At 68.5% G+C, this 22814-nt stretch carries 27 protein-coding genes and 2 pseudogenes; 13 read left to right on the plus strand and 16 right to left on the minus strand.

Annotated features, from left to right (window positions below; translation table 11 throughout):
• Positions 1-11: 11 nt before the first annotated feature.
• From LCL87_RS15885 to LCL87_RS15900, 4 genes are all read right to left on the minus strand, one after another.
• Positions 12-650, minus strand: coding sequence for a response regulator transcription factor (locus tag LCL87_RS15885; protein ID WP_225021260.1), 639 nt, complete (start codon positions 648-650; stop codon positions 12-14).
• Positions 647-2605 (minus strand): histidine kinase, encoded by a 1959-nt coding sequence (locus LCL87_RS15890; protein WP_225021262.1) that lies wholly within the window; start codon positions 2603-2605, stop codon positions 647-649. The genes LCL87_RS15885 and LCL87_RS15890 overlap by 4 nt, the downstream gene beginning before the upstream one ends.
• Positions 2606-2665: 60 nt before the next feature.
• A complete protein-coding gene (locus LCL87_RS15895) occupies positions 2666-3361 on the minus strand; it encodes a hypothetical protein (protein ID WP_510850782.1) in 696 nt (231 codons plus the stop codon).
• Between the two features lie 140 nt (positions 3362-3501).
• On the minus strand, positions 3502-3870 hold the full coding sequence (locus tag LCL87_RS15900; RefSeq protein ID WP_225021264.1) for a YbjQ family protein: 369 nt from the start codon (positions 3868-3870) through the stop codon (positions 3502-3504).
• 184 nt (positions 3871-4054) lie between these two features.
• Between LCL87_RS15900 and LCL87_RS15905 the strand changes: the two genes are divergently transcribed.
• The 3 genes from LCL87_RS15905 (at position 4055) to LCL87_RS15915 (ending at position 6085) form a co-directional block, all read left to right on the plus strand.
• Complete coding sequence (locus tag LCL87_RS15905; protein ID WP_225021266.1) at positions 4055-4996, plus strand: AraC family transcriptional regulator; 942 nt, start codon at positions 4055-4057, stop codon at positions 4994-4996.
• A 24-nt stretch (positions 4997-5020) separates the two neighbouring features.
• Positions 5021-5563 carry a dioxygenase family protein gene (locus tag LCL87_RS15910; RefSeq protein ID WP_225021268.1) on the plus strand — a complete coding sequence of 181 codons (543 nt, stop codon included), beginning with the start codon at positions 5021-5023 and terminating at the stop codon, positions 5561-5563.
• Positions 5564-5629: 66 nt separating this feature from the next.
• A complete protein-coding gene (locus tag LCL87_RS15915; RefSeq protein ID WP_225021270.1) occupies positions 5630-6085 on the plus strand; it encodes a GNAT family N-acetyltransferase in 456 nt (151 codons plus the stop codon).
• Between the two features lie 7 nt (positions 6086-6092).
• Here LCL87_RS15915 and LCL87_RS15920 read toward each other — a convergent pair whose 3' ends face one another.
• Positions 6093-6614 carry a hypothetical protein gene (locus LCL87_RS15920; protein WP_225021272.1) on the minus strand — a complete coding sequence of 174 codons (522 nt, stop codon included), beginning with the start codon at positions 6612-6614 and terminating at the stop codon, positions 6093-6095.
• 139 nt (positions 6615-6753) lie between these two features.
• On the opposite strand from LCL87_RS15920, the gene LCL87_RS15925 reads away from it, so the two are divergent.
• The gene (locus tag LCL87_RS15925; RefSeq protein ID WP_225021274.1) at positions 6754-7668 is read left to right on the plus strand and encodes an SMP-30/gluconolactonase/LRE family protein; all 915 of its coding nucleotides are present in this window, start codon (positions 6754-6756) and stop codon (positions 7666-7668) included.
• Positions 7669-7677: 9 nt separating this feature from the next.
• Here LCL87_RS15925 and LCL87_RS15930 read toward each other — a convergent pair whose 3' ends face one another.
• The gene (locus LCL87_RS15930) at positions 7678-9909 is read right to left on the minus strand and encodes a DNA polymerase III subunit gamma and tau (protein ID WP_225021275.1); all 2232 of its coding nucleotides are present in this window, start codon (positions 9907-9909) and stop codon (positions 7678-7680) included.
• A gap of 186 nt (positions 9910-10095) precedes the next feature.
• On the opposite strand from LCL87_RS15930, the gene LCL87_RS15935 reads away from it, so the two are divergent.
• Together LCL87_RS15935 and LCL87_RS15940 are read left to right on the plus strand one after the other, a co-directional pair.
• Positions 10096-11412, plus strand: a complete 1317-nt coding sequence (locus tag LCL87_RS15935) for an ammonium transporter (RefSeq protein ID WP_225021277.1) — start codon at positions 10096-10098, stop codon at positions 11410-11412.
• A 202-nt stretch (positions 11413-11614) separates the two neighbouring features.
• Positions 11615-13051, plus strand: a complete 1437-nt coding sequence (locus tag LCL87_RS15940; protein ID WP_225021279.1) for a DUF6924 domain-containing protein — start codon at positions 11615-11617, stop codon at positions 13049-13051.
• A gap of 41 nt (positions 13052-13092) precedes the next feature.
• On the opposite strand, the gene LCL87_RS15945 is transcribed toward LCL87_RS15940, so the two are convergent.
• From LCL87_RS15945 to LCL87_RS25920, 3 genes are all read right to left on the minus strand, one after another.
• Positions 13093-13962, minus strand: coding sequence for a TrmH family RNA methyltransferase (locus LCL87_RS15945; RefSeq protein ID WP_225021281.1), 870 nt, complete (start codon positions 13960-13962; stop codon positions 13093-13095).
• Positions 13963-14170: 208 nt separating this feature from the next.
• Positions 14171-14428: a hypothetical protein gene (locus LCL87_RS15950; RefSeq protein WP_225021283.1), complete on the minus strand. Its 258-nt coding sequence runs from the start codon at positions 14426-14428 to the stop codon at positions 14171-14173.
• Positions 14425-15054 (minus strand): competence protein CoiA family protein, encoded by a 630-nt coding sequence (locus tag LCL87_RS25920; RefSeq protein ID WP_510850783.1) that lies wholly within the window; start codon positions 15052-15054, stop codon positions 14425-14427. Before LCL87_RS25920 ends, LCL87_RS15950 begins: the two co-directional genes overlap by 4 nt.
• Positions 15055-15491: 437 nt before the next feature.
• On the opposite strand from LCL87_RS25920, the gene LCL87_RS15955 reads away from it, so the two are divergent.
• The 4 genes from LCL87_RS15955 to LCL87_RS15970 all read left to right on the plus strand — a co-directional run bounded on the left by LCL87_RS15955 (position 15492) and on the right by LCL87_RS15970 (position 17461).
• On the plus strand, positions 15492-15683 hold the full coding sequence (locus tag LCL87_RS15955) for a hypothetical protein (RefSeq protein WP_225021285.1): 192 nt from the start codon (positions 15492-15494) through the stop codon (positions 15681-15683).
• 20 nt (positions 15684-15703) lie between these two features.
• Entirely contained in the window at positions 15704-15916 is a 213-nt protein-coding gene (locus tag LCL87_RS15960; RefSeq protein WP_225021287.1) for a hypothetical protein, read from the plus strand.
• A gap of 49 nt (positions 15917-15965) precedes the next feature.
• Positions 15966-16280, plus strand: coding sequence for a hypothetical protein (locus LCL87_RS15965; RefSeq protein WP_225021289.1), 315 nt, complete (start codon positions 15966-15968; stop codon positions 16278-16280).
• A 629-nt stretch (positions 16281-16909) separates the two neighbouring features.
• A complete protein-coding gene (locus LCL87_RS15970; RefSeq protein ID WP_237692254.1) occupies positions 16910-17461 on the plus strand; it encodes an ATP-dependent DNA ligase in 552 nt (183 codons plus the stop codon).
• Positions 17462-17491: 30 nt separating this feature from the next.
• Here LCL87_RS15970 and LCL87_RS25925 read toward each other — a convergent pair.
• The 3 genes and pseudogenes from LCL87_RS25925 to LCL87_RS15980 all read right to left on the minus strand — a co-directional run.
• Positions 17492-17710 (minus strand): annotated as a pseudogene (locus LCL87_RS25925) (DUF6615 family protein); the annotation flags it as partial.
• A 72-nt stretch (positions 17711-17782) separates the two neighbouring features.
• On the minus strand, positions 17783-18205 hold the full coding sequence (locus tag LCL87_RS15975) for a hypothetical protein (protein ID WP_225021293.1): 423 nt from the start codon (positions 18203-18205) through the stop codon (positions 17783-17785).
• Between the two features lie 141 nt (positions 18206-18346).
• Positions 18347-18547: a hypothetical protein gene (locus LCL87_RS15980; protein ID WP_225021295.1), complete on the minus strand. Its 201-nt coding sequence runs from the start codon at positions 18545-18547 to the stop codon at positions 18347-18349.
• Positions 18548-18892: 345 nt separating this feature from the next.
• Here LCL87_RS15980 and LCL87_RS15985 point away from each other — a divergent pair, with 345 nt between their 5' ends.
• Together LCL87_RS15985 and LCL87_RS15990 are read left to right on the plus strand one after the other, a co-directional pair.
• Entirely contained in the window at positions 18893-19294 is a 402-nt protein-coding gene (locus tag LCL87_RS15985) for a putative Ig domain-containing protein (RefSeq protein WP_225021297.1), read from the plus strand.
• The gene (locus LCL87_RS15990) at positions 19269-19430 is read left to right on the plus strand and encodes a hypothetical protein (RefSeq protein WP_225021299.1); all 162 of its coding nucleotides are present in this window, start codon (positions 19269-19271) and stop codon (positions 19428-19430) included. The genes LCL87_RS15985 and LCL87_RS15990 overlap by 26 nt, the downstream gene beginning before the upstream one ends.
• A gap of 136 nt (positions 19431-19566) precedes the next feature.
• On the opposite strand, the gene LCL87_RS15995 is transcribed toward LCL87_RS15990, so the two are convergent.
• Positions 19567-19992: a hypothetical protein gene (locus tag LCL87_RS15995; RefSeq protein ID WP_225021301.1), complete on the minus strand. Its 426-nt coding sequence runs from the start codon at positions 19990-19992 to the stop codon at positions 19567-19569.
• 358 nt (positions 19993-20350) lie between these two features.
• Between LCL87_RS15995 and LCL87_RS16000 the strand changes: the two are divergent.
• A pseudogene (locus LCL87_RS16000) lies at positions 20351-20685 on the plus strand (VOC family protein).
• A 12-nt stretch (positions 20686-20697) separates the two neighbouring features.
• On the opposite strand, the gene LCL87_RS16005 reads toward LCL87_RS16000, so the two are convergent.
• From LCL87_RS16005 to LCL87_RS16015, 3 genes are read right to left on the minus strand one after another with little or no spacing between them, the layout of a single operon-like run.
• Positions 20698-21357: a class II aldolase/adducin family protein gene (locus tag LCL87_RS16005; protein WP_225021303.1), complete on the minus strand. Its 660-nt coding sequence runs from the start codon at positions 21355-21357 to the stop codon at positions 20698-20700.
• Positions 21354-22316, minus strand: coding sequence for a PfkB family carbohydrate kinase (locus LCL87_RS16010; RefSeq protein ID WP_225021305.1), 963 nt, complete (start codon positions 22314-22316; stop codon positions 21354-21356). The genes LCL87_RS16005 and LCL87_RS16010 overlap by 4 nt, the downstream gene beginning before the upstream one ends.
• Positions 22313-22813 carry an SRPBCC family protein gene (locus LCL87_RS16015; protein WP_225021307.1) on the minus strand — a complete coding sequence of 167 codons (501 nt, stop codon included), beginning with the start codon at positions 22811-22813 and terminating at the stop codon, positions 22313-22315. The genes LCL87_RS16010 and LCL87_RS16015 overlap by 4 nt, the downstream gene beginning before the upstream one ends.
• Position 22814: the final 1 nt, after the last annotated feature.

Genomic DNA, 22814 nt, shown 5'->3' on the forward strand with positions numbered 1-22814 from the left:
CGGCCCCGGGCTCAGCCCCCGAGACCGGCTTCCCGGGCCCGGACGATCGCCGTCGATCGGTCCGGTACGCCCAGCTTGGCCAGCACGTTCGAGACGTGGTTGCGAACGGTCTTGGGGCTGAGCACCAGCCGGCGGGAGATCGTCATGTTGTCGTGGCCGCGCGCGATCAGGTCCAGCACCTCGTGCTCGCGGTCGGTGAGTTCCCGGAACACGCCCGATCGGGCCCGCGGCGCCGCGACCGCGGTCATCGCCTTGGCGGCGACCGCGGCACCAACGATCATGTCGCCGTTCGCGACGGCCCGGATCGCGCGCTCCACCTCCGCCGGATCGGCGCCCTTGACGAGGTAACCGCGGGCGCCGGCGCGGAGGGACGCCAGCAGCGAATCCTCGTCCTCGTGCATCGTCACCACCAGCACCCGCAGGTCCGGGTGACGGGTGCACAGCGCCCGGGTGGCGTCGATCCCCGAACCGTCCCCCAGCTCCAGGTCCATCAGCACGACGTCGACGTCCGCGGTGACCGCATCGATCGCCTCCGCGGCCGAGCTGGCCTCGGCGACCACCTCGATGCCGTCGAGGGTGGACAGCAACGCGACCATACCCAGCCGGAACACCGGGTGGTCGTCGACAACCGCGACGGCGATGCCCCTCACGACGCCACCAACGGGATCCGAGCCGTGACGACGGTGCCGGTGGGGCAACCGGTTTCGATGGTCACCGTCCCGCCGAGCTCGTCCGCGCGCTCCCGCATGGACCGCGTCCCGACGCCGGTGGGCCCGGACGGGTCGAAGCCACGGCCGACGTCCCGGACCACGATGGTGAGGACCGCCAGGCCGGCACCGTCGGTGTCACACGACGCCTCGACCCGGCACCCGGGAGCGCCGCTGTGCCGGCGCGCATTGGTGACCGCCTCGATCGCGATGCCGTACGCCGCGGCACCGGCCTGCCCGCCGATGTCGGCCGGTACGTCGGCCACGACGTCGAGATCGAATCCGCTGCGGGCGTAGCCGGTTGCGAGTTCCTCGAGCGCGGCGGTCAGGCCGAGTTCGTCCAGAACCGGCGGGAACAGACTGCGCGAGAGCGACCGGACGCCGTCGACCTGGTGGTCGAGCTGCTCCTGCAGTGAGTCCAGCAGCGCCGCCGCAGCCTGCGGATCGGCGGCGAGCAGATTGCGAACACCTTGGAGTCCCAGCCGGATTCCGGCGAGCGACGGGCCGAGGCCGTCGTGCAGTTCGCGGCGGATCACCCGGCGCTCCTCCGCCCGCACCGAGGCCAGCCGTCGTCGTGCCGCGTCGAGGTCCTCGGCGGACTGGACGACGACGAGACCCGCCGTGACCACGGAGGCCAACTCGGACAGCGACTTCCGTGGTCGGATACCGAGCGACTCGCCGGGCGGCGCGGTCACCGCGAGACTCCCGACCCGGGTGCCCCGATGCATCAGATCCACGGTTTCGGCCGGGCCGGTGGCGCTCCCCCAGCCCGCCACCTCGGCGCCGTCAGCCCGGTGCACGGTCACCGATTCGAGCCGCAACCCCAGACCGACACCGGCGGCCAACCCCTCGAGCAGCTCGGCCGGGGACTCGGCACTGCCGAAGTGCCGACCCAACTCCCGCACCGCGTGCCCGGGTTCCGCGCCCGACCCGTACACGAGCCGGTGCACCCTGCGCTGCAGCCATATTCGCGCCGGCTGCACCGCAACGGCCACGGCGGCCGCGGCGGCGAACTGCGCGCCGGTGGAGTCCCCGTCGGGCAGCAGGCCCGCCAACGCCGTCGCCACCACGACGTACAGTCCGATCAGCAGCGCGGTGAGACTGCCCGCCAGCACAGCCCTGCTGACCGCCAGATCCAGCCCCCACATGCGTTGCCGCAGCACCGAAACGAAGATCGCGCCGAGGAAGAACGGCTGCACCACCAGGTGCATGGCCGGGGTGAACATCCACAGCCCCGGCCAGGTCGCCGGCAACATCAGCGGGACGAAGGACAACGCCATCAGCGCGGTCCCCAGCGCGAGCCAGCCCAACCCGACGCGCTCGCCGGCCGGACCCCGCCGCCACCGCCGTGCGACGTCCGCCGCGGCCACGAGGCCGACGGCCACGACGGGCGCGAGCAGCGGAATCTCCGGCACGTCGGTGAACGTGCGCGCCCAGAAGAACCACACGGTCACCAGCGTGCCCGCGACGAGTCCCACCCGGGCCGCGACGTCCAACCTGTGGTCGCGCACGAGCCACGGGATCACCAGGAACAGTGCCAGCGTCCCCGGGATCCACGCGGTGTTCTGCAGCGGTGACAGGACGTCCACCCACGGCAACCCCGGGCGCACCGTTGCCCACTGCGAGTAGCCGTAGCCCAGGGCGGCGAGTCCGATGCCGATCGCCGCGGCCCCCAGGATGATCGGGACCGGGTGCACCCGCCGCGCCAGCACTACCCCCGCCACCGCGCCGTAGACCGCGGCGCCGACGACGTCGACGAGGAAGAACAGTTGGTTCGAATCGATGGTGGGGTCGGCGACGAGAAACGTCACGAGCGACAGCACGACGAGCGTCCAGCAGGTCACCGCCACCGCGGCGGCCGCGACCGGCGCCCCCGCACCCGTGATCCGCTCGGCCATGCTCCCCTCCCGTGTCGTCCGATCCGCCCGGCAGGACGAATCGCTAGCGAGTATGAACCGCTAGCTCCGCACCCGGTCGCCGAACGCGAATCCGATCGCCACGACGAGCACCCACACCGGCCCCGTGAAGCCGGCCATGTACTGCAGCGGGGACACCCCGAACAGCGCGGTGAGCCCGCCGAGCACCAGCGACGTCCAACCGATCCAGCGCGGCCCCGCCCCGTGCCGCAGCAGCGCCGACGCCACCGCCAGCGCACTGACACCGGCGCCCGCCCACAGCCACGGGATGGTGCCCATCCAGTGCGCCCCGACCACCGCGTACTCGGGGACCACCTCGTCGAGGTGGCCGAGCCCGAAGATCAGTTCGGTCGTGAAACCGGTCCCGAGGAGGCAGGCCGCGCTGGTGAGGACCAGTCCGCCGCCGGCCACCGCGGGCAGCAGCGTGCCCTCGGGCAGACGGTCGGAAAGCCGGCGCGCCAGGCCTGCCGCGAACACCAACATCAGCAGCGCCGCGATCATCAGGGACACGTGCATGACGACGACGGCCGTGCGCTGGTCGGCGAGACGGTTGGCGATCGCCACCGCGTCACCGGCGACCCCCTCCGCGTAGGCGGCGTCGATGAATCCACTGGCCTGGATGCCGATCACGCCGGCCAGTCCGGCGGCGACACCCCCGTACGCCCACGCCCGGGGCCGATGCCCGGTGACGGCCGGTTCCCCGGCGGGCGACAACTCCGACACCTCGACTGCACTCACGGATGCTCCTACGGGTCGCGGTGCGCTTACCCGGCCGGGTGGCGTCCACCGGAACACGGTCACCGCGTTCGCCAGTCAGGCTCCGTCGCCCGCCGTCCCGGGCACCAGGGACCGGTGTCCCGAGTACCCGGGACACCGCGTCAGCGCGGGCCGTACCCCAGTTCCGCCGCGGTCTGCTTGGCGGCGTCCGAGACCGGCACCGCATACGCGGCCGTGCCGTACGCACAGATCTCGGACCAGTTGCCGCCCAGGTCCGACGTCTCGAACCGCATCGCGACGATGACGTTGCCGCCGCGCTGCGCCGCCTCGGCGACGAGTCGGTTCATCGCCTCGTTGCGGCTCTCGGTGAGGTTCTTGGTCATGCCCTGGAGTTCGCCGCCCACGAGCGACTTGAGGCCGGCACCGATCTGCGATCCGATGTTGCGGGACCGGACGGTCAGTCCGAACACCTCACCGATCACACGCTGAATCTCCCACCCGGGAATGTCGTTCGTCGTCACAACAAGCATGACGACGAGGCTAGGGCACCGGATCGCCGCCGGATCGGATCCGGAGAACGCGAGTTCGATCCGGATCGCGCGGAAACCTCCCGCCGACCGGCAGACACCCCTGGCCACGCGACCACCGGCGGCGTTCAATTGGCTCATGTACCCGTGACAGGCACATCCGAACACGGGCTGGGAGGTGGCAGCGATGTCGAAGCCGGGCGGCGGACTCGCGTCGAGAGAGTGGGACGAGGTCTCGCAGGTGGTGGCGGACGCCTACTTCCCGCACACCCTCACACCGAGCACGCCCTTCTCGATGGGCGACGTCTTCCTGCGCAGCACCGGAACCGGACCGGTGCGCATCGCGCGTCTCGGCTGGGGCGCAGACGTGTCGGTGCAGTCCGATCACCCCGGCGCCTACGGCGTGAACATCCCGCGGACGGGCCGCCTGGACTCCGTCGTCGGCGGTCGGGAGGTGTCGTCGCTGCCGGGCACCGCGACCGTGTGTCCACCCGATGTCACGACCCGGATGCCGCACTGGACCGCGTCGTGCGAAATCATCGGCGTCCGTTTCGATCACGAGTACCTGGAACGCGAGATGCACCGCATCGTCGGCCGGCCCGGACTGGCTCTGCCCAGCCAGGTGGATCTGTCCACCTCCTCCGGCGCGTCGTGGCTCCGGTTCGTCGAGTCGTTGTCCGACCAGATGGACGGACCCCGCTGCCTGCTGCACAACGATCTGGTGGCCAGCCAGATCCTCAGTGCCGTCACCACCGCCTTCGTCCTCGCGGCCGTACCCGACGACGCCGAGGGGGCGGCCACCACACGTCCCCGGATCGTCAAACGGGTGATCGACGCCCTGCACGACGATCCGGCCCACCCGTGGACCGCCGCCGAGATGGCGGAGAGGGCCGGGGTGAGCGTGCGCCGACTGCAGGAGGGTTTCCGGCAGTACGTCGGCCGCAGCCCCACCGAGTACCTCACCGACATCCGGATGGTCCGCGCCCGCGACGATCTGCACGACGCCACACCGGGCGACACCGTCTCGGCCGTCGCGCTGCGCTGGGGCTTCGCCCACTCCGGCCGGTTCGCCGCCGCCTACCGCACCCGTTTCGGGACGTCGCCCTCCGCGGCGCTCCGCAGTTCCTGAACCCGCCCACCCGAAGGAATCACCGTGCTCTTCACGTCCCGCTTCCCCACCCGTGTGCCCGCGGCCGCTCCCACCGCGTCACCCGATCCCGTCGGTGACCGACTGATGCTGACCGGCCGTGTCCTCGACGGCGACGGACGGCCCGTCCGCGGCGCCACCGTCCAGGTCCGAAGCAGCGACGGCACCGGCGCCGCACACGCCGGCACGGCGGCGATCCGGACGACCACCGACGACGCCGGCCGCTACACGATCTCGACGACCATCCCTGTGCCCTACCAGATCTCGCCGCACGGACCCACCGGGTGGTTCATCGCGAACGAGAAGTGGAGCCCGTGGCGCCCGGCCCACCTCCACGCCACCGTCAGGGCGCCGGAGATGTGCACCGCGACCGCGCGGCTGTACTTCCGCCGGGACACGTGGACCCGGCACGACGCGCCCGAGTCCGCGATCCTCGACCCCGAACCAGATGCCGACGGGATCGACAGGGCCGTCTACGATTTCGCGCTGGAATGCCGCGAGGACCGGGCCGGTTCCGAGTCTCGGCCGGTGGTTGCCCCAGTCGGTTGAATCCGGACGCCGATGCCGCCCGCCTGCGTACGCTGACTCGGAACCCCTTCGCCCGAGGAGTAGTACATGACGGTCACGATTCACCAGGCATCCGAGGTCACCGACGAGCTGGTGCAGGCGTGTACGACGCTCATTCCGCAGCTGTCGACGTCGGCGCCGCCGATCACCGCGGCCTACCTCGAGCAGGTCCTGGGGTGCCCCACCAACACCCTGTTCGTCGCCAGGCTGGACGGCCGCATCGTCGGAACACTGACACTCGTCGTGTTCCCCATCCCGACCGGCCATCGGGCCTGGATCGAGGACGTCGTGGTCGACGCCTCCGCGCAGGGCCGCCAGGTCGGATCCGCGCTTACCAAGGCCGCCCTCGCCCGGGCCGACGAGCTTGGCGCCCGCACCGTCGATCTGACGTCCCGCGGCTCGCGTGTCGCCGCGAACCGGCTCTACCTGAAGCTCGGTTTCGAACCGCGCGAATCCAATCTGCTGCGGTTCTCGATGGCCGAGACATCGCTGCCACGGGGTTGAGGCTCCCCTACGCGGGCGGCCGGTAGCGACCCGAGTAGACGACGTATCCGGTGTATCCGAGCCCCACGAGCAGCAACGAGACTGTCGTGGTCGGCATGATCCAGAACGGCACCCGCACACCGGAAGCGGTGAGGCCCGACAGGATCGTCACGGCGACGGCGACGGCGACGATGAGGACGCCGAGCCACTCCAGGTCACCGATGAATCGAGTGTTGAACCCGTCCCTGTTCTCCGGCCGGGACCAGTAATCCGAGTGCGGGCCGGTCACGTTCAGTGCGCGGTCGGGAATCTTCGGGATGTACCACCGGGCGCCACCGCAGACGAGCGCGACACCGGCTGCCCAGCCGCTGGTGAGAGTTACGAACTGGGCCAGGCCCGTCCATTCGAGGATCTCCCCCGATTCGTCGAAGCGCGACGGCACCCGGCCGGGTGCGGTGAGCAGCAGCCAGCCCGTGGCGACGACGAACGCGATGCCGGAACCGACGAGCGAGTACCGGGACACTCGCACACGTTGCGATGCCTTCCCCATGCGCGGACCATACGGGCAATGGCATCCACCGACAACGATGCCGCGCAGAACAACTTTCCCAGCGTGCTGCTGCTTGCCGAAATGCGCCGCAATTGGACAATCCGGAGACAAGCCTTGCGTCGTCGCTTAGGTTGTGCGCGTGACGAAATTGCGCAATCGCACGCGGGCGCTGCTCGTCGCTGTTGCGATCGTGGGGGGAACCACCACTGCAGCCGCGTCTGCACAAGCCGCTCCCTCTCAGGAATGCGGCGGCTGGCAGGTCGAAACCGTCGTCCAGGGTCTGGAACAGCTCGAAAACCTCGAGGCCGACGGCGACGGGGGCTTCTATCTGTCCGGTGACACGAAGCTCTACCACGTGGATTCGGCCGGAGAAGTACGCACCGTACTCGACGATCTGGCGGCCCCGGGCGGCTTGCAGCTCGACGGTTCACAGCTGACCTTCCTGACCCGGCAGGACGGGAAGTTGCGGGAGCTGGATACCACAACCGGTCAGCTATCGCCGCCAATTTCCTTCGCGGGCAACGGATTACTCCGTCTTCCCGACGACGATTTGCTCACAACCTGGGTGGGGACGGAGGGCCACCCGTCGAGGGGCCTGTCGCGGTACCTCCGCGAAGCCGGCGCAGTCGCGCCCAACTGGTCGATGGTTCCGCGTTCGGAGGGACTGGTGCTGAGCCCGGACCACAGCGCCGTCTATACCGACGATCTGTTCACCGGCCAGATCATCCGTGCCCCCTTGGAGCATCCCGACCAGTGGACGGTCGTCGCCACGCTGCCCGGACCACTCCCCGGGCCCGACGACCTGACGATGTCGCGCGACGGCACACTGTACGTCGCCGCCCACATCGAGGGCGCGGTCTACCGCGTCGACCCGGATACAGGCGCGGCCTGTCCGATCGCGACCGGACTGTCGGGCGGATGGACCGGGCCGAGCTCTGTGCGCATCGGACCGCACGACGATGGCTGGGCACTCTACGCAACAGCCTTCGACGGCACTATGCGCCGATTGGCCCCACCCGCCGGCGTCGACCTCGCCCCGGTCAGCAGCAGCTGACTCGGGCGATCAGTCGAGCTTCCGGGCCCCGAGCACCTCGACGAGCATTTCGCCCGCCATCTCCTCCGGATCGCGTCGGCTCGCCTGATCGACGGGTACGGCGGCCTCCGCCATCATCTCCGCCTCGTCCTCCGGTGTGGAGGGCGGAGGCGGGGCGTCGTAGTCGTAGTCCGCGGGCGGCGGACCGGGATCGTCCGGGTAGTCCGGCGCCTCGGGCGGCGGGATGTCGTCGTCCCGGGGAGCCGGCGGCCGCTGCGGAGCGGCAGCCGGGGCCCGCCCCTGGCTCGGCCGCGAGAACTTGGGCGCCGCAGGAGCTTTCGCCTGCGGAGCCGCCTGGGCCTGCACCTGTTGCACGGGAGCCGAACCGTGCTCGCACGTCACGTTCCACTCGCCACCGAAGACCTCGCGCATCGCCGCGCCGATCACGTCGGTGTTGCGCGGCTCGACGAGACGCTTGACCAGCGGGACGGAGTCGTGTGCGAGGACCAGCCGATCGCCGTCGACCGCACGCACCGTGGCACCGGAGAGCATCACCTCGACGGTGCGGCTCCGTTCGCGCACCTTGGCGCGCACCTCGGACCACACCGCGCGGACCGCGGCAGCATCCGGTCGGCCGGACGAAACCGGCTCCGCCGGAACGGGTTCCGGCTCGACGACGGCCACGGGCTCCGGCACGGGGGCAGGCTCGGGAACGGGGGCAGGCTCGGGAGCGGGCGGGACCGGCGCGGGCGCCGGGGCCTGCCGAACCGGTTCGGGTGCCACCTGTTGCGGGGCCGGGGCCGGAGCCGGAGCCGGCTCGGGCGCAGGTGCGGGAACGGGCGCAGGTGCGGGCGCGGGCGCGGGCGGCGGAACCTCCACCGCGGGGCGCTCCGCCACAGGCTCGGGCTGCGGCTCGGGCTGGCGCGGGGGCTCCGGCGGACGCGAGGGCTCCGGCTGTACCGGCTGGGCCGGCTGGGCGGGCGCGGCCTCCGGCTCGCGGCGCTGCGACGGACGCTGATAGACGGGTCCGGACGGCGGCGGCTCGGCGGCAGCCGGGCGCGGCGCCGCGGCGGGCGCAACCGCCGGTGCGGCGCCGGACGTCGGAGCGATCACGACGCCCTGCTCGATCCGCTCGAGCCGTTGCAGCACAGCCGATTCCGCGTCCGTCGCGGACGGCAGCAGCATGCGGGCACACATGACCTCGAGCAGCAGGCGCGGAGCCGTGGCACCGCGCATCTCGCCGAGACCGTCGTGCACCAGCTCCGCGTAGCGGGCCAGGGTGGCGGGGCCGATCCGCTCGGCCTCCTCGCGCATCCGGTCCAGCACGTCGCCGGGGGCATCGACGAGCCCGCGTTCGGCGGCGTCGGGCACGGCGCGCATGAGGATGAGGTCGCGCAGTCGCTCGAGCAGGTCGACGGCGAAGCGGCGCGGGTCGTGCCCGGCGTCCATCACCTTGTCGACGGTCCCGAACAGCCCGGCGCCGTCGTTGGCGGCGAGCGCGTCGACGGCCTCGTCGATGAGCGCGACGTCGGTGACGCCGAGCAGCGCGAGCGCCCGCGAGTATCGGACGCCCTCGTCGCCGGCGCCGGCGAGCAGCTGGTCGAGCACGCTGAGCGAGTCACGCGGCGAGCCGCCACCGGCGCGGATGACGAGCGGGTACACCGCGTCCTCGACCGGCACGTGCTCCTGCGCGCAGATCTTCTCGAGCAGCCCGCGCATGGTCGACGGCGCCAGCAGCCGGAACGGGTAGTGGTGCGTGCGGGACCGGATGGTCGGCAGCACCTTCTCCGGCTCGGTGGTCGCGAAGATGAAGATGAGGTGCTCCGGCGGCTCCTCGACGATCTTGAGCAGCGCGTTGAAGCCCGCGGTGGTGACCATGTGGGCCTCGTCGACGATGAACACCCGGTACCGCGACTCGGCGGGCGCGTAGAACGCGCGGTCGCGCAGCTCGCGGGTGTCCTCCACACCGCCGTGGCTGGCGGCGTCGAGCTCAATGACGTCGAGGTTGCCGGGGCCGCCCGGGCCGAGCGCGATGCACGACGAGCACTCGCCGCACGGCCTGGACGTGGGACCCTGCACGCAGTTGAGCGAGCGCGCCAGGATGCGGGCCGACGACGTCTTGCCGCAGCCGCGCGGACCCGAGAACAGGTAGGCGTGGTTGATGCGTCCGGCGTCGAGTGCGGTGCTCAGGGGCTCGGTGACGTGCTCCTGACCCACCACCTCCGCGAACGAAGCTGGTCGATATTTCCGGTACAGGGCCACGGCGAAAGACTACCGGCGACCGGCGACAGTTCGTCGCAGGAGTGACGCCCCACTCGAATCCCACCCGGCGGACGGGGAGAGATTTCCGAAACACAGAAGCAACACGGACGCCCCGCCGTCGAAACTGCAGGACGCGATCGTCATTTCTCGCGTGCGGTGACACCCCGCCGGTGAGGAGAAGTTCACATGCTCGAGACGATCGATCCCGCGACGACCGCGTGGCTGCTGATCAGCACCGCGCTGGTCCTCCTGATGACGCCCGGCCTGGCCCTCTTCTACGGCGGCATGGTCCGCTCGAAGGGCGTCCTCAACATGATCATGATGAGTTTCATCTCGATCGCGCTGGTCACGGTGGTGTGGCTGGTCGCCGGCTACAGCCTGGCCTTCGGCGACGACGTCGGCGGCGGACTCATCGGCGGGCTCGAACACTTCGGCATGGCCGGCATCACCCCGGACACCGCACGGTCCGGCGTTCCCGAGTTCCTGTTCGCGACGTTCCAGCTGACCTTCGCGATCCTCACCGCGGCGCTGATCAGCGGCGCGATCGCCGACCGCGCCAAGTTCTCGTCGTGGATGTTCTTCGTCCCGGTGTGGGCGCTGCTGGTGTACGTGCCGGTCGCGCACTGGGTGTGGGGACCGGACGGTTGGATCGCCAAGCTCGGCGTGCTCGACTACGCGGGCGGCCTGGTCGTCGAGATCGTCTCCGGCGCGTCCGCCCTGGCCCTCGCGCTCGTCCTCGGCCCGCGCATCGGGTTCCGCAACGAGCCGATGCGCCCGCACAACCTGCCGATGGTTCTGCTCGGCGTCGGCCTGCTGTGGTTCGGCTGGTTCGGCTTCAACGCCGGTTCCGCAATGGCCGCCGACGGCACCGCCGCCGCAGTCTTCCTCAACACCCTCGTCGCGGGCTGCACCGGCCTGCTCGGCTGGCTGTTCGTCGAGCAGAAGCGCGACGGCCACCCCACCACGTTCGGTGCCGCGTCGGGCGTCGTCGCCGGACTCGTCGCGATCACCCCGTCCTGCGGCTGGGTCGGCATGGTCGGCGCCGCGATCATCGGTGTCGCCGCCGGCGCCGTCTGCTCGTTCGCGGTGGGCTGGAAGTTCCGCTTCGGCTACGACGACTCCCTCGACGTCGTCGGCGTCCACCTGGTCGGCGGCATCGTCGGCACCGTGCTCATCGGTCTGCTCGCGTCGGAGGTCATGACCGGCGGCGTCGAGGGCCTGTTCTACGGCGGCGGGTTCGCCCAGCTCGGCAAGCAGGTGCTCGCGGTCGCCGTCGTCGGCCTCTACGCCTTCGGCGTCACGTACAGCCTCGGCAAGCTGATCGACCGGGTCGTCGGGTTCCGCATCAGCGCCGAACAGGAGACGTCGGGCATCGATCTCGCGCTGCACGCCGAGTCCGCCTACGAGCACGCCGTCCTCGCGCACGGCGCGCCGGCCGGGCCGTTCGGCCGGGAGCACGAGCGGCCGCGGCCGCGCCCGGAACCGGAGTCCGACGCGGTCTGACCACCCCTTCCAGGGCGCCTGGTATGTGACTCGCGGCGATACGGCGGCGCCCCTTGCGGCACAGGCGGGACTTTTGAGCAAGCCAGCAGCCATCTGTCCCGTGACTACACCTTGGCGATCTTCAGCGAAAGCAACTGCGGTCCTCCGCGACTGCCGAGGCGCGTGCGGTCGAGTTCTGAGGGGAGACCGATACATTGGGCGAATGTCGATGTCCTGGCCGCAGGTACGCGGGTTGAGCTACAGCACGATGGGCCGATCGGTGCGCGCCGAGATGTGGGCCGGCGGCACCTATGCAGGCAAGGTGTGGTTTCAGCCGCCGACCTCGTGGCGGATCGAGAACGCCGCCGGTGAGGTCACCTACATCGAAAACGCGACTGACGAGTACCGCCGCGACGACGACAGAGTCATGGTGCACGTGGTGAAGTCCCCACATCGGTGGGTGATGATGACCGGCGACATCCCCTCACTTCTCCTGCAGGCGTATTCGATGTGGCTCCCACGACAGCAGGGTGTTCCCGCGCGATTTGGTGATCCCACCGCACCTCGCCGGGTCGATGTCCGCGGCCGCACCGGCTGGGAAGTGCAGTTCACCGACCAGCCCGGTAGCACCATCATCTACGTCATCGACGCGGAAACCGGTGTCGCACTGTCCCGATCGACGTCCGGGACTGTGCTCGAACTCTCGAACCCCGTGATCGACGAGCTCTTCGATCCTGCCTTGTTCGCATGGGCCGGCGCGACAAAGGTCGAGGAAGACCCTCGAGTCAGCGCAGCTCAGCGCGAGTACGAAGCGAAGATGCAGGCGCTGTCCCAGGTGCCGGCCGCGGAGGTCACCTGGACACCGGGGAAGATCCAGGCCCGACCCATCGACGGCGATCCGCGCACCGGATCATTGAATCTGGAGATTATGCCCAGATATCCGGATTTCAACCTGCGGCAATGGGTGACCGAACTCGGCGAGCCGTCAGGCGAATTGAGCACCCGCACCCCGCTGTTGCACCGCACCACGGTCGGCCCGTGGACCTACGAGATCCGCGGTCACACACCGATCGACCCCGGCGACTGCGAACGCATCATCGCCTCGATCCTTCCCGCGGATCTGCCCTCCACCCCGCCCGATCAGATTCGCGCAACAATCGACCGGGAGGCCACCGAACAGGCCGATGCCGAACTGACCCGGATGCTCGGGGCCGGACGCCGACTCGATGACTACCTCGGCGGCGACGGGGGCGTCTCCCTCCTGATCCGAACAGACTTCAGCGACGACACGAAGTGGCGTGAAGCCGCCGCGGCCGCAATGGCACCCGGAGAAGGCGAGAACTCGGACTTCTCGGCTTACCTCACCTGCATCGACAATCCCGAGAACGACGGCCTGTCGATCCCCGACCTGATCGAGCGCATCGGGGACCATCCGCCGTACTACCTCTTCATCGCCGACCACACCACCATCACCGACCCTGAACACCCGATCCTTGCCGTCGACACCGGCCCCGAGGACTTCGGCAGCACGCGTGGCCAGACCGTCCGCGTCATCCCGTCTCAGATGTGGTCGATCGAAAACAACCTCTCCATCAGCAACATGGACTTCGACGAGTTCGTCGAGTCCGCCGACCAGGACGGCGTCTACCGAGGTTTCTGACCGAGGCCCATCTGCGTGCACGCCCCGGTGAGTGCCTTCACCTACCTCGTCACGGCATGCCGTTCGGTCAGCTCGGGGAGCCTACCCACTGGCTTATGGAGGCGCTGTCGCATGGCTTCGTAGAGCACGATGGACGCCGCGTTGGCGGCGTTGAGGGAGCTGGCCGAGCCTGTCATGGGGATGCGTATCAGTCGGTCAACGTCATCACGCCATCCCGCGCTCAGGCCAGTCGTCTCATTTCCGACGACGAGCAGCGTCGGCAATGTCAGGTCGACGTCGTAGACGTCGGCGTCGCCGTTCTCGTCCGTTCCGACCATCTGGATGGGAAGGCCTTCGGCGCGATGGGACTCGACCCAATCCCGGACGTCTGCTGGTGACGAGACTCGGACTGTCGGTACGGCGAACAGCGATCCCGTGCTCGCCCGCACGGCGGCACCGTCGTACGGATCGGCCGCGTGCCCGGTCACGATGACACCTGCCGCACCGAACGAGTCTGCGGATCGGATGACCGAGCCGAGGTTGCCGGGACTAGTGGGCCGGTCGAAGGCAATACCGAGGAAGTCTTGTGCAACAGGGATGCGCCCCAGGTCGTCCCCGGGAAGGGACATCACTGCGAGGAGTTCTGGGGCGTCATCTGTCTTCTCGCCGAGTTCCGCGATCAGCTCGCGGGAGAGGGCGAAGCGCTCACCTCCAGCAATCTCCAGCACGTTCCGCGCCCACTCGGACAGTCGGCGATCTGGATCGAAGAGGATGGCCTCGACGGCCCATCCTCGGTCGAGCGCAATCGTGATGGGCCGCACCCCCTGTACGACGAACGCGCGCAAGCGCTGCCGCTTGTTGCGGTTCGACAGAAGCGAATGCCATTGCTGGAAACGGGCGTTACGCGTGGTGATCTTGAGGACCGGCGACATGCCGACACCTTATGAGCAGCCGCGCTGCATTGCAGCTCAGTTTCTTCGTTGCTTGACCGACGCAACAACCAGCGTCCACCCACAATCACCGATCCCACTCGCCACGGCCAATAGCTGAAGAGGCGGTGTCTGTCTTGCGTCAAGAAGGTGGCAGAGGTTGCGGGAGGGCGATGAATGCGCGGGGAGTAGATCAGATTTCGGCTGGAGGCTAGCTGAATGCTGTGACGGAGGAGACCAGCGCGGCGACGATCAGGAGTGACAGCACGGATGATTCGTAGCGATCCTGGTTGAGGGTGTGGAAGATCTTTGTGCCGAGGACGAATCCGAGTACCAACGCGACGAGCAACCACTCGGTGCCGGGCAGGGGGCTCCACGCCGATGACACGAGTAGCGCCGCCACGCTCAGGGGCAGCCGCGCCAATGGGATGGGGCCGATCGAGACGTACTGGTCCGACGGGACCGTCACCGGGTACTCGGACTACTGCCAGGCGCAACACGACGCGGCTCTCGCCGCCGAGGTGCACATGGCCGACGAAGGCCGACAATGCCAGCAAGCCGACTGGGCGCCCCCAGGTGCCGTGGCCAGGGCACGGGCCCTCGTCCCTGCCGTAGTAGCCGTGCTGGGCCCAGATGCTGCACGCGCCGCGCGGCTCGCACCATTCCGGCACGAAGGCCCCTAGCCCGTCGATCACGATCGGGGATGTCCCACGATTCGAGTTGCCCGACGTTGCCTCCTCGGTCACGACGTCCCCCCGGTTTGATCCGAATACTCGGGACATGCCCGAGGAAGGGCCGGTCCTTATCGGTCACCCAGCACACCGTGACGCCGTCGGCCGCCATCGCCGCGGTGCGGGCTGCGAGATCCTGGGCCGTCGAGACGGCGAGCTGCGCTTCCCAGGCCATCCGCCGGTCGCCGTCGGGACTGGTCGCCAAGACGTCGGCGCGCCAGCCGTTGCCAGGAACCTCCAACTCGGCATGCCAGCCTGCGGCTCGGCTTGCCGAGGCAAGCTCGATCTTGAGAAGGCGGTGCGCCAAACTTTCCCCGGCTAGGCCACACCAGGGGGCACCGGGGTCGTGGGCGAAGAACCGCATCCCGGACCGGGACACTTTCGCGTGCAGACCATGTCCACATTCACGACACGTCAGCGGCGGCCGAGTACGTGCCTTGTGCAGATCAGCCCACCGGAGCTCGACGCTGCCTTCGTGCCGAGCAGGTTGGCTTGATTCCCCTTCGAGCCGTCAAGGGTGAGATCGACAAGCCCGGCTGCGGGATGGACAGCTGTCAACGGCACTGCTCTAGCCTGCCGCGCCGATGCCCGCGCTGTCCGGAAAACGCCTCGGCAGCTTTCTACGCGGCGATGCCGACTCTGTGAGCCGCCCGCGGCGGATCCTGGCAAGCCGCCATGCGTTGGCCATCTTTAGCAAGTGCACTCGCGCAAGCACAATCACGCCACCCAACCAGCGTTCTCGACGGTGATGGCCATGCACCTCGGCGAAGACCTGGCTGTCCGACTCGACACCCTCGCGCGGTGGGTCGTCGCGCGGGTGAGTTGATCCGGATCGCAGTCGATCGGTTCCTCGTCGAGATAGGGGAGTTTCGCCTGGCCGGCGCACCGTTCGACCTCGAACCGCCGTCAAAGATATTCAACGGCGAAGCGAGCCGCGACCGCCGGATCCGGCGCCGCCAGCGTCTGGAAGCTGCACGCCGCGAGGCGAACTGACCTCGTGTGACAATCCCGGGATGACCACGACAGCACGCCGAACCCTCGCCGGCCTCGCGGCCGTGGCCATCATCCTCATCGCCGGTGGGCTCCTCTTCGACCGCCACGAGACCCAGGCCTACTCCGAGTGGGCCGTCCTAGTCCCGTCCGCCGGCTACCCAGCAGGGCGACATGCCAGTGATTTGCCTCACAACTGGATCGTCCGAGTGATTTCGGTTCCGGCGGCGTGGTGATGTCAGCCGCGCCGCCGATTCGCGGCGGCGGGGATAGGAGGATTCTCAGATGGGGACCATGAAGACGACATTGAAGATCGCTGCTACGGCGGCGGGCGTGTGTGCTGCACTGGCGCTCGGCTCCGGCACTTCTTCGGCGTTCACGGTGCAGCCCGTTCCGGGCGGCACTCAGATCGAGGTCAATCACGGTGAGGCTGTGCTGCTCTCGCAGGTCCGCATCGTGGGCCCGCTGCTGCCTCCCCTGTTCGGGTATGTGGCCCAGCAGTACATCGATCAGGCCGCGCGTGGGAATGGTGTCGCCGGGGTGACGATCTACGGTCCGCTGCAGAATCCAGATGTGGTGCAGTTCTACCACTACAACTAGCTGGCGATCGTCGTACAGGACAGCGGGTTGGAACCGCGCTCGGAGAAGAACCCCGGACATCCACATCAGTACGACCGATGTGGATGTCCGGGCTGTCACGGAGCGTTTCGCGGCCGCGACGCGCGGGTTCCGCAGCCCGGCGGCCCCCTCCGTTGACGAGATCGATCCCCCGACGTGTAGCAGGACGTCCAGGTCGTAGGAGAAGCGGAGCCCACCCAGTCGGCGCCTCGTGCGGGTCACTGCGGCAATCCCCTCACCGGGCACGTCCGGGCCGCCGAGTTTAGGGCGGCTGACTCCGCGACGGCTTGCATGAGCGCCGTCTGCATCCCGCGCGCTGACCGCGTGATGCGAGGGAACTCGATGTGGCTCATGCCCTTACGTAACGGCGGGCAACGCACCAGGAACCATGTGGTCGGATGCGCCAGCTCCACACGGCCCGCAGCATGCTTTGTCGTTTCGCCACGCCGGTCGGGTGGGCCGCGCACAATCTGGGATATGAGTGCCGCGAAGGCTCCCCCGTCGCCGATGCTGGCCACGCTCGGCGAGTCACCGGCCGGTGAGGGGTGGGCGTTCGAGATGAAGTGGGACGGACAGCGCGCCGTCACCGAAGATCGCGGCGGTACGTCCGGTTGTTCAGCCGCAACGGCAACGACATCACCGGCGCGTTCCCGGAACTCACCACCCCGATCGCAGACGCCGCCAACAGCCACGACGTGATCCTCGACAGTGAGGTCGTCGCCCTAGACGCGAAAGGCCGGCCATCGTTCAGCCGGTTGCAGCGCCGAATGCACGTGCTGCGGCCGACGATGCAGCTGCGCAAAGACTTTCCTGTCACCTACTCCGTTTTCGACCTCCTTGCCCTCGACGGTGAATCGACGACCGGCCTGCCATCTCTCGAGCGACGTGCGCTGCTCGACGGCCTCGCGTTGACGGGGCGGGAGGTGCAGGTGCCGCCGTTCTGGACCGGTGTCGACGGCGACCGGATGCTCGCGCTGGCCCGCGAGCACCACCTCGAGGGTGTGGTCGCGAAACGCCACAGACTCTCGCGGCAAGCATCGAGTCGGCAGCACGCCGCCGACCGGGAATCGCCAGCATGGATCTCGCCCGGGTGCTTGGTGTCCCGGGCGACGATCGCCATCTGCGGTGACTCCCCCGTGAACTCGCTTGGCTTGGATTCGTAAGCGAAACCATCCGAGATTTCGAGACCCCACCCACCATTCCCAGTCCGCGCCAGTCGACTTCTCCTCATACTGGTTGAAGCGCTTGACTGCGAGCTGAGGGTGCGCCCGCATGAGACTGAATAGAAGTTCTTCGGTGATCGAGTCCTCGCGGAACTTGAGCTTCGCGCGGTCGCCGAGCTTAATTCGATCCCACGTTTCGATGGACATTCGATCCATGCCTCGAATGAGTGAGCGGAGTTCCAGCGGCATCCGGTCACTATCGCAGGTGCCGTACCCCCACAGTGCAATTAGTTAAGGACCCCGAGGATCCATGGCCAGTTCTCAGGGGAGTAGTGATTCCTCGTTGCCTGAGCAGGACCCGCGCAGGTACGAATCCCAGGTGTCAACCGTCGGATCGCACTCGACCATCAGCGTGTTTTGTGAACGCGTGGCCGGATTCCAGATCCCGATCACCGAGCGCGGGCCACGCTTGTTCACCGCGAACACCCACTCCTCCTCGCCCGGTAGCGCGTCGTTGATCTGGTCGGTGAGGTTGTCGATCACGTTGAAGTGCCCCTCGGCGAGATCCTCGAACGAGATGTAGTTAGCCGTGGGGCCCGACTCAATCGTGACGGCGGACGCGGTGGTGGCGGATGCCAGCCCGATTCCGGCCACGGCGAAGGCGGAGGCCGACAGAACGGTGACAGTGCGGAGTGGGAAGCGGATCATGAGGTCCTTCCAGACGGCGGTGACCATCACCGACAATGAGAAAAATCTATAGCAGCGAAACATTTCTACACCGAGACGTTATCCGGATTGCTCGCATTTGAGGAACTGATCGCGGAAGCGGCCGTTGAAGGACTCTCACCGACCGTTCTGCCGGGGCGATCCTGGGTAGGCCATCGGTCAGTCCGATTCGATGAGGAGCCGCTCGCGGTCGTACTGGACGGATCGCTCGATGGCCGTCCGCGCCGCGTCCTCCGATCCCCAGACGTACGACAGGAACGCAGAGCTCAGGCTCCGACGTTCCGCGGCGCGCTCGTCTCGCACTGTCGCGTATTCCATGTACGGCCGGCGGGCGTTCTGGTTCACGGTCCGTTTGCTCATCCCGAGCAGCTTCGCTGTCTCGGACTGGCTGAGGCCACTCAGGAGGGCGTCCTTCACGAGTGCCGGCCCGACGACGTTCTCCTCGAGGAAGCGCAGATGCTAGACGAGCTGTCGGGCATCGTGGCGGCGCTGTGCGAGGTCGGTTCGGTTCGAGGCTTCAGCGTTCGTGCCGTCAGGTATTGCGGTACCCGTTGGGTACCGCAATACCTTGATGCCGGCACGAACAGGGACGTGATGGCTCCATCGCCCCAAGACCGCGCACGCGATGCCAGCCCCCTCGCCGCCAACACGGCGCACGACATCTGTGACTTTCAGCGATGAGTGGCGCGGTTCTGACCGCTGAATGTGGCAGGGGGCAGCAACACGGTGTCGGTGATCGCGATCGACCAGGCACCCACCCTCACCGGAACCCCTGCTGCCGGGGTCGTCGGCCAGCCCTACAGCCACACGTTCACCGTCACCGGGCAACCCGCCCCCACCGTGACCGTCACCACCGGCACCCTGCCCGACGGCCTCGACCTTTCGACGGATGGTGTGCTCTCCGGAACCCCCACCACGACAGACTCATCGACTTTCACGGTCACCGCCGCCAACAGTGTCGGCACCGCGACCCTCGATGTCACCCTCGCTGTTGGCGACGCCCTCGACATGGAAGTCCACCGCTACCGGCACATCTACAACGCCATCCGGCCACACCAGGCACTGTCCAATCGGACGCCGAGTGAGGCGTACCGCGGACGTCATTGAGTTCGTTCTACCCGGCTGCGAGGCTGCGAACCGCGCGGGCCTGGTCGCAGCGGGGATCGGCGCAGCCGCGCTCGCCGCCTCGGCGGTCATCTGGTGGCGGCAGCGTTCGGCGCTGACCGGTGCCGGCGGGCAGTGACTGCTCCTCCTGAACGCGGCCGCGGTGCCGTCGGCTACAGCTCGATCCCGGCGTCAGGGCTCGGCGGCCACCTCCTGCCTAGGTCGACTGGCTGTGGTCCCGACCCACGACGACGACAACCCAAAGACCGAGCGCATCACTCGTCGTGAGCGTCCTCATAGACGAGGACTGTAAAGTCCTCGTCATCCGAGTAGCGCCACTCACAGGACGCCCACGCCGCCGGATTCGCTTCCGCCACTATCTGCTTTATGGCTTCCTGCACCGACTCTTGCCAATCCTCGAACGACATTTCCCTATTACGCTCCAGGTATACCTGGTAGTCAAGACCGGCATGCCAAGGGAACGACCCCCCCGGATAGCGATCCAGGAATACGTCGTAGTCGAGATCGGCAGTCCAGCCGGACATCATCCACTGATCCTCGCCCTCGGGTTCGAGCTGTCCGTAATTCGGCTCCAGCCCCTCTCGCTTCATCAGCGCACGGACTGCGGGCAGTACCAAATTGGCCTGCTGCATAGTGAGAGGAGCCTGAAGTTCGAAGGAGAAACGAAACAATCTCTGCATGAGCCGGAACCCTAGAGCAACAGATCCCTGGCGTCGTCGGAACCAACTGTCAGCCACTCGAATTCAAACGCCGATAATCAATCTTATGTCAACTCGGCTGGTAGACAGCGGGTTTGACGTATCACCTCATCGACAGCTGATCGTCGCCGTCCCCCGACCGGCGTCGCCTTTGCGGCTTCCCTGGCGACTCAGCGCCGGGCTCGCCCGCGAGGATCCCGGCGGCCCGCGCGATCGCGACCTTCACCCGGGAGCTTTGCGCAGGGGTACCGACGAGCTCGTGGCGCGGACCTAGGCCAGCGGCACCGCCTCTCGCGCCCTCCGCTCCTCTCTGTAGGCGTTCCGGAGGAAGAGGTGCGTCGTGGCGCCGTTCCCAGCTCTCACCCACATCGCAGTCACGGTGTCCGACATGGCCGTCAGCACCCGACTGGTATACCCGCCTGCTGGGGTCGCCGCCGGTGCTCGACGAGGACGAGGAATCCGGCACCTTCCATCACGCCGTGTTCGTGCGCGGCGGGGGGCACGATGTTCGGCCAGCGCACCCACACCGGTGAGCCCCCGGACGTCGGATTCGACAAACGCCGGATCGGCCTCGACCACGTCGCATTCGCCTGCACCACCGGCGAACTCGACTTCTGGCGGGACCGTCTCGACGAATTGGGCATCGCACTGGAATTCTTCGCACCGCCCGGCTGACGCGCCCGCTGCTCACACGCGGCGCTTCTCCCCGTACTGCGTCGCGATCGCCATCTCGATCACCGACTGCAGGTCGGCCGGCGTGAGCGCGCGCGGCTGCTGCACCGCCGCGGCGCGGAGATAGACCTCGCACAGCCACTCCAGCAGCACGATCCGGTCGAGCGCCTCGGTGGGCGACTGGCCCACCGCCACGGAGCCGTGATGGGCCAGGATCGCCGCGTTGCGGTGCGCCAGGGCGGTGACCGTCGACGTGGCGAGTTGCTCGCTCCCGAACGCCGCGAACGGCACCACCGGAATGGCACCACCGAGCAGGAGCTGCTGGTAGTGCACCGGGGGCAGCTCGTCGGCCACCAACGACAGCGCGACGGTCGACGTCGAATGAGCGTGGACCACACTGCCGTTCGATGTCGACCGGTAGATGCCGAGGTGCATCTCGAGTTCGGTCGTCGGGCGCAACGCGCCCTCGATCAGCTGGCCGTCCAGGTCCACGACGGTGATGTCGTCGACGGTCGCGTCGAGCAGGTGCACGCCGCTCGCGGTGACCGCGACCGCGTCGCCGTCGCGGGTACTGACGTTGCCGGCGCTTCCGAGGACCAGTCCGCGCGCGGCGACCTGACGCGCGGTCTCGGCGACCGACGCGCGCAGTTCGGTGAAGTCACCGGCACTCGTCATGCGAGATCCCCGACCGAGCGCCGGGCCGCGATGAACTCGCGCACCGTGTCCGCGTCGTAGGTCCCGTAGGCGCTGCCGAGCCCCTGCGCGGTCTGCGCGGCGGTGGCGTTGCCGAACTCGGCGGCGGCGAAGACGTCCAGGCCGAGGGAGATGCCGCGCAGGAATCCGGCCGAGAACGCGTCACCGCACCCGCTGGTGTCGACGACATCGACCGGGAACGCCGGCACCTCGGTGATGCCGTCCGCGGTCGCGACCATCGTCGGCTCCGCCCCCGCCGTCGCGACCACGCACCGTGCGCCCAGTTCCAGCAGCCGCTCGCACCCCTCCCGCAACGACGACGCCTCGGTCCATCCGATCACCTGCTCGTCGTTCGGCAGGAGATAATCGATGTGCGGCAACGCCGCTCGGATGTAGTCGAGGACTCCGGGCAGGCCTTGCGCCAGGCTGTCTGCCGACGTGATCGCACCGTGCTCGTGTGCCCGCTCGAGGATCCGCGCACCGAGGTCGCCGCCGTAGAACTCCACCGCCCCCAGGTGCACGAAGTCGGCACCCGCCAGCTCGTCCCACGGAACATGCTCGCCGAGGAATTGATTCGCACCCACCACATGGAGTGCCGGCCGCGAGCCGTCCGGACGGATGGGAAGAACAGAGGCCGAGGTCTGCGCATCGGCGACCTTGTGCAGCAGCGACGTGTCGACGCCCTCGCGTTCGAGGAGCATGGTGAGCATCTCGCCCACCACGTCGTCGCCGATCGCGCCGGCGGCACGCACCTGCACTCCCAGACGGGACAGGACGAGGCCCGTCCCACCCGCTGTTCCGGCCGGCGAGATGGCGATCTGTTCGACGAGGGCGCCGTCCTGTCCCTCGGGAATGCTCTCCACCGGACGCACCAGCGTGTCGAGCACGTGCACGCCCAACATCATCGCCTGCACCGAATCCGTCGCCTTCGTTGTCGTCATCGGACTTCGTTCCCTTCCCGGAGTTCCTGCTGTGTCGGACGTTCGGACACGATGACCGTCTCCAGCTTGCGCATCGACTTGTCGAAATCGGCGGCCATCGAGGAACCGAGGATCTTGTGGACGAGGGCGCCGAGCGGGGCCGGCCCCAGCGTGAAGTGGAGCTCGTAGGTCATCGTGGTCGCGGCGTCACCGACCGGTTCGAACCGGAAGATGTTGACTACGTCGCGCAGCGGTGCGAGCCCCACCGCGGAGTCGATTCGGAGCGTCTTGGGCTCGAGCGTCCGGACGGTCCACTCGGCGCGTGACGTCAGCGGACCGACCGAGGCGACCCGCTCGCGGTACGACTTGCCGACGGTCGCCGGGCCGTGGTGCGCGGTCACCTCCCGGACGCTCACCACCCAGTCTCCGTAGCGCCCGGTGTCCGACGTCAGTTCCCACACCTCGTCGAGCGTGGCGGCGAGAACGCGCTGCGCGCTGATCACAAAACGATTGGGCATG

The sequence above is a fragment of the Prescottella equi genome (genome assembly GCF_020171745.1).
GTDB lineage: Bacteria > Actinomycetota > Actinomycetes > Mycobacteriales > Mycobacteriaceae > Prescottella > Prescottella equi_A.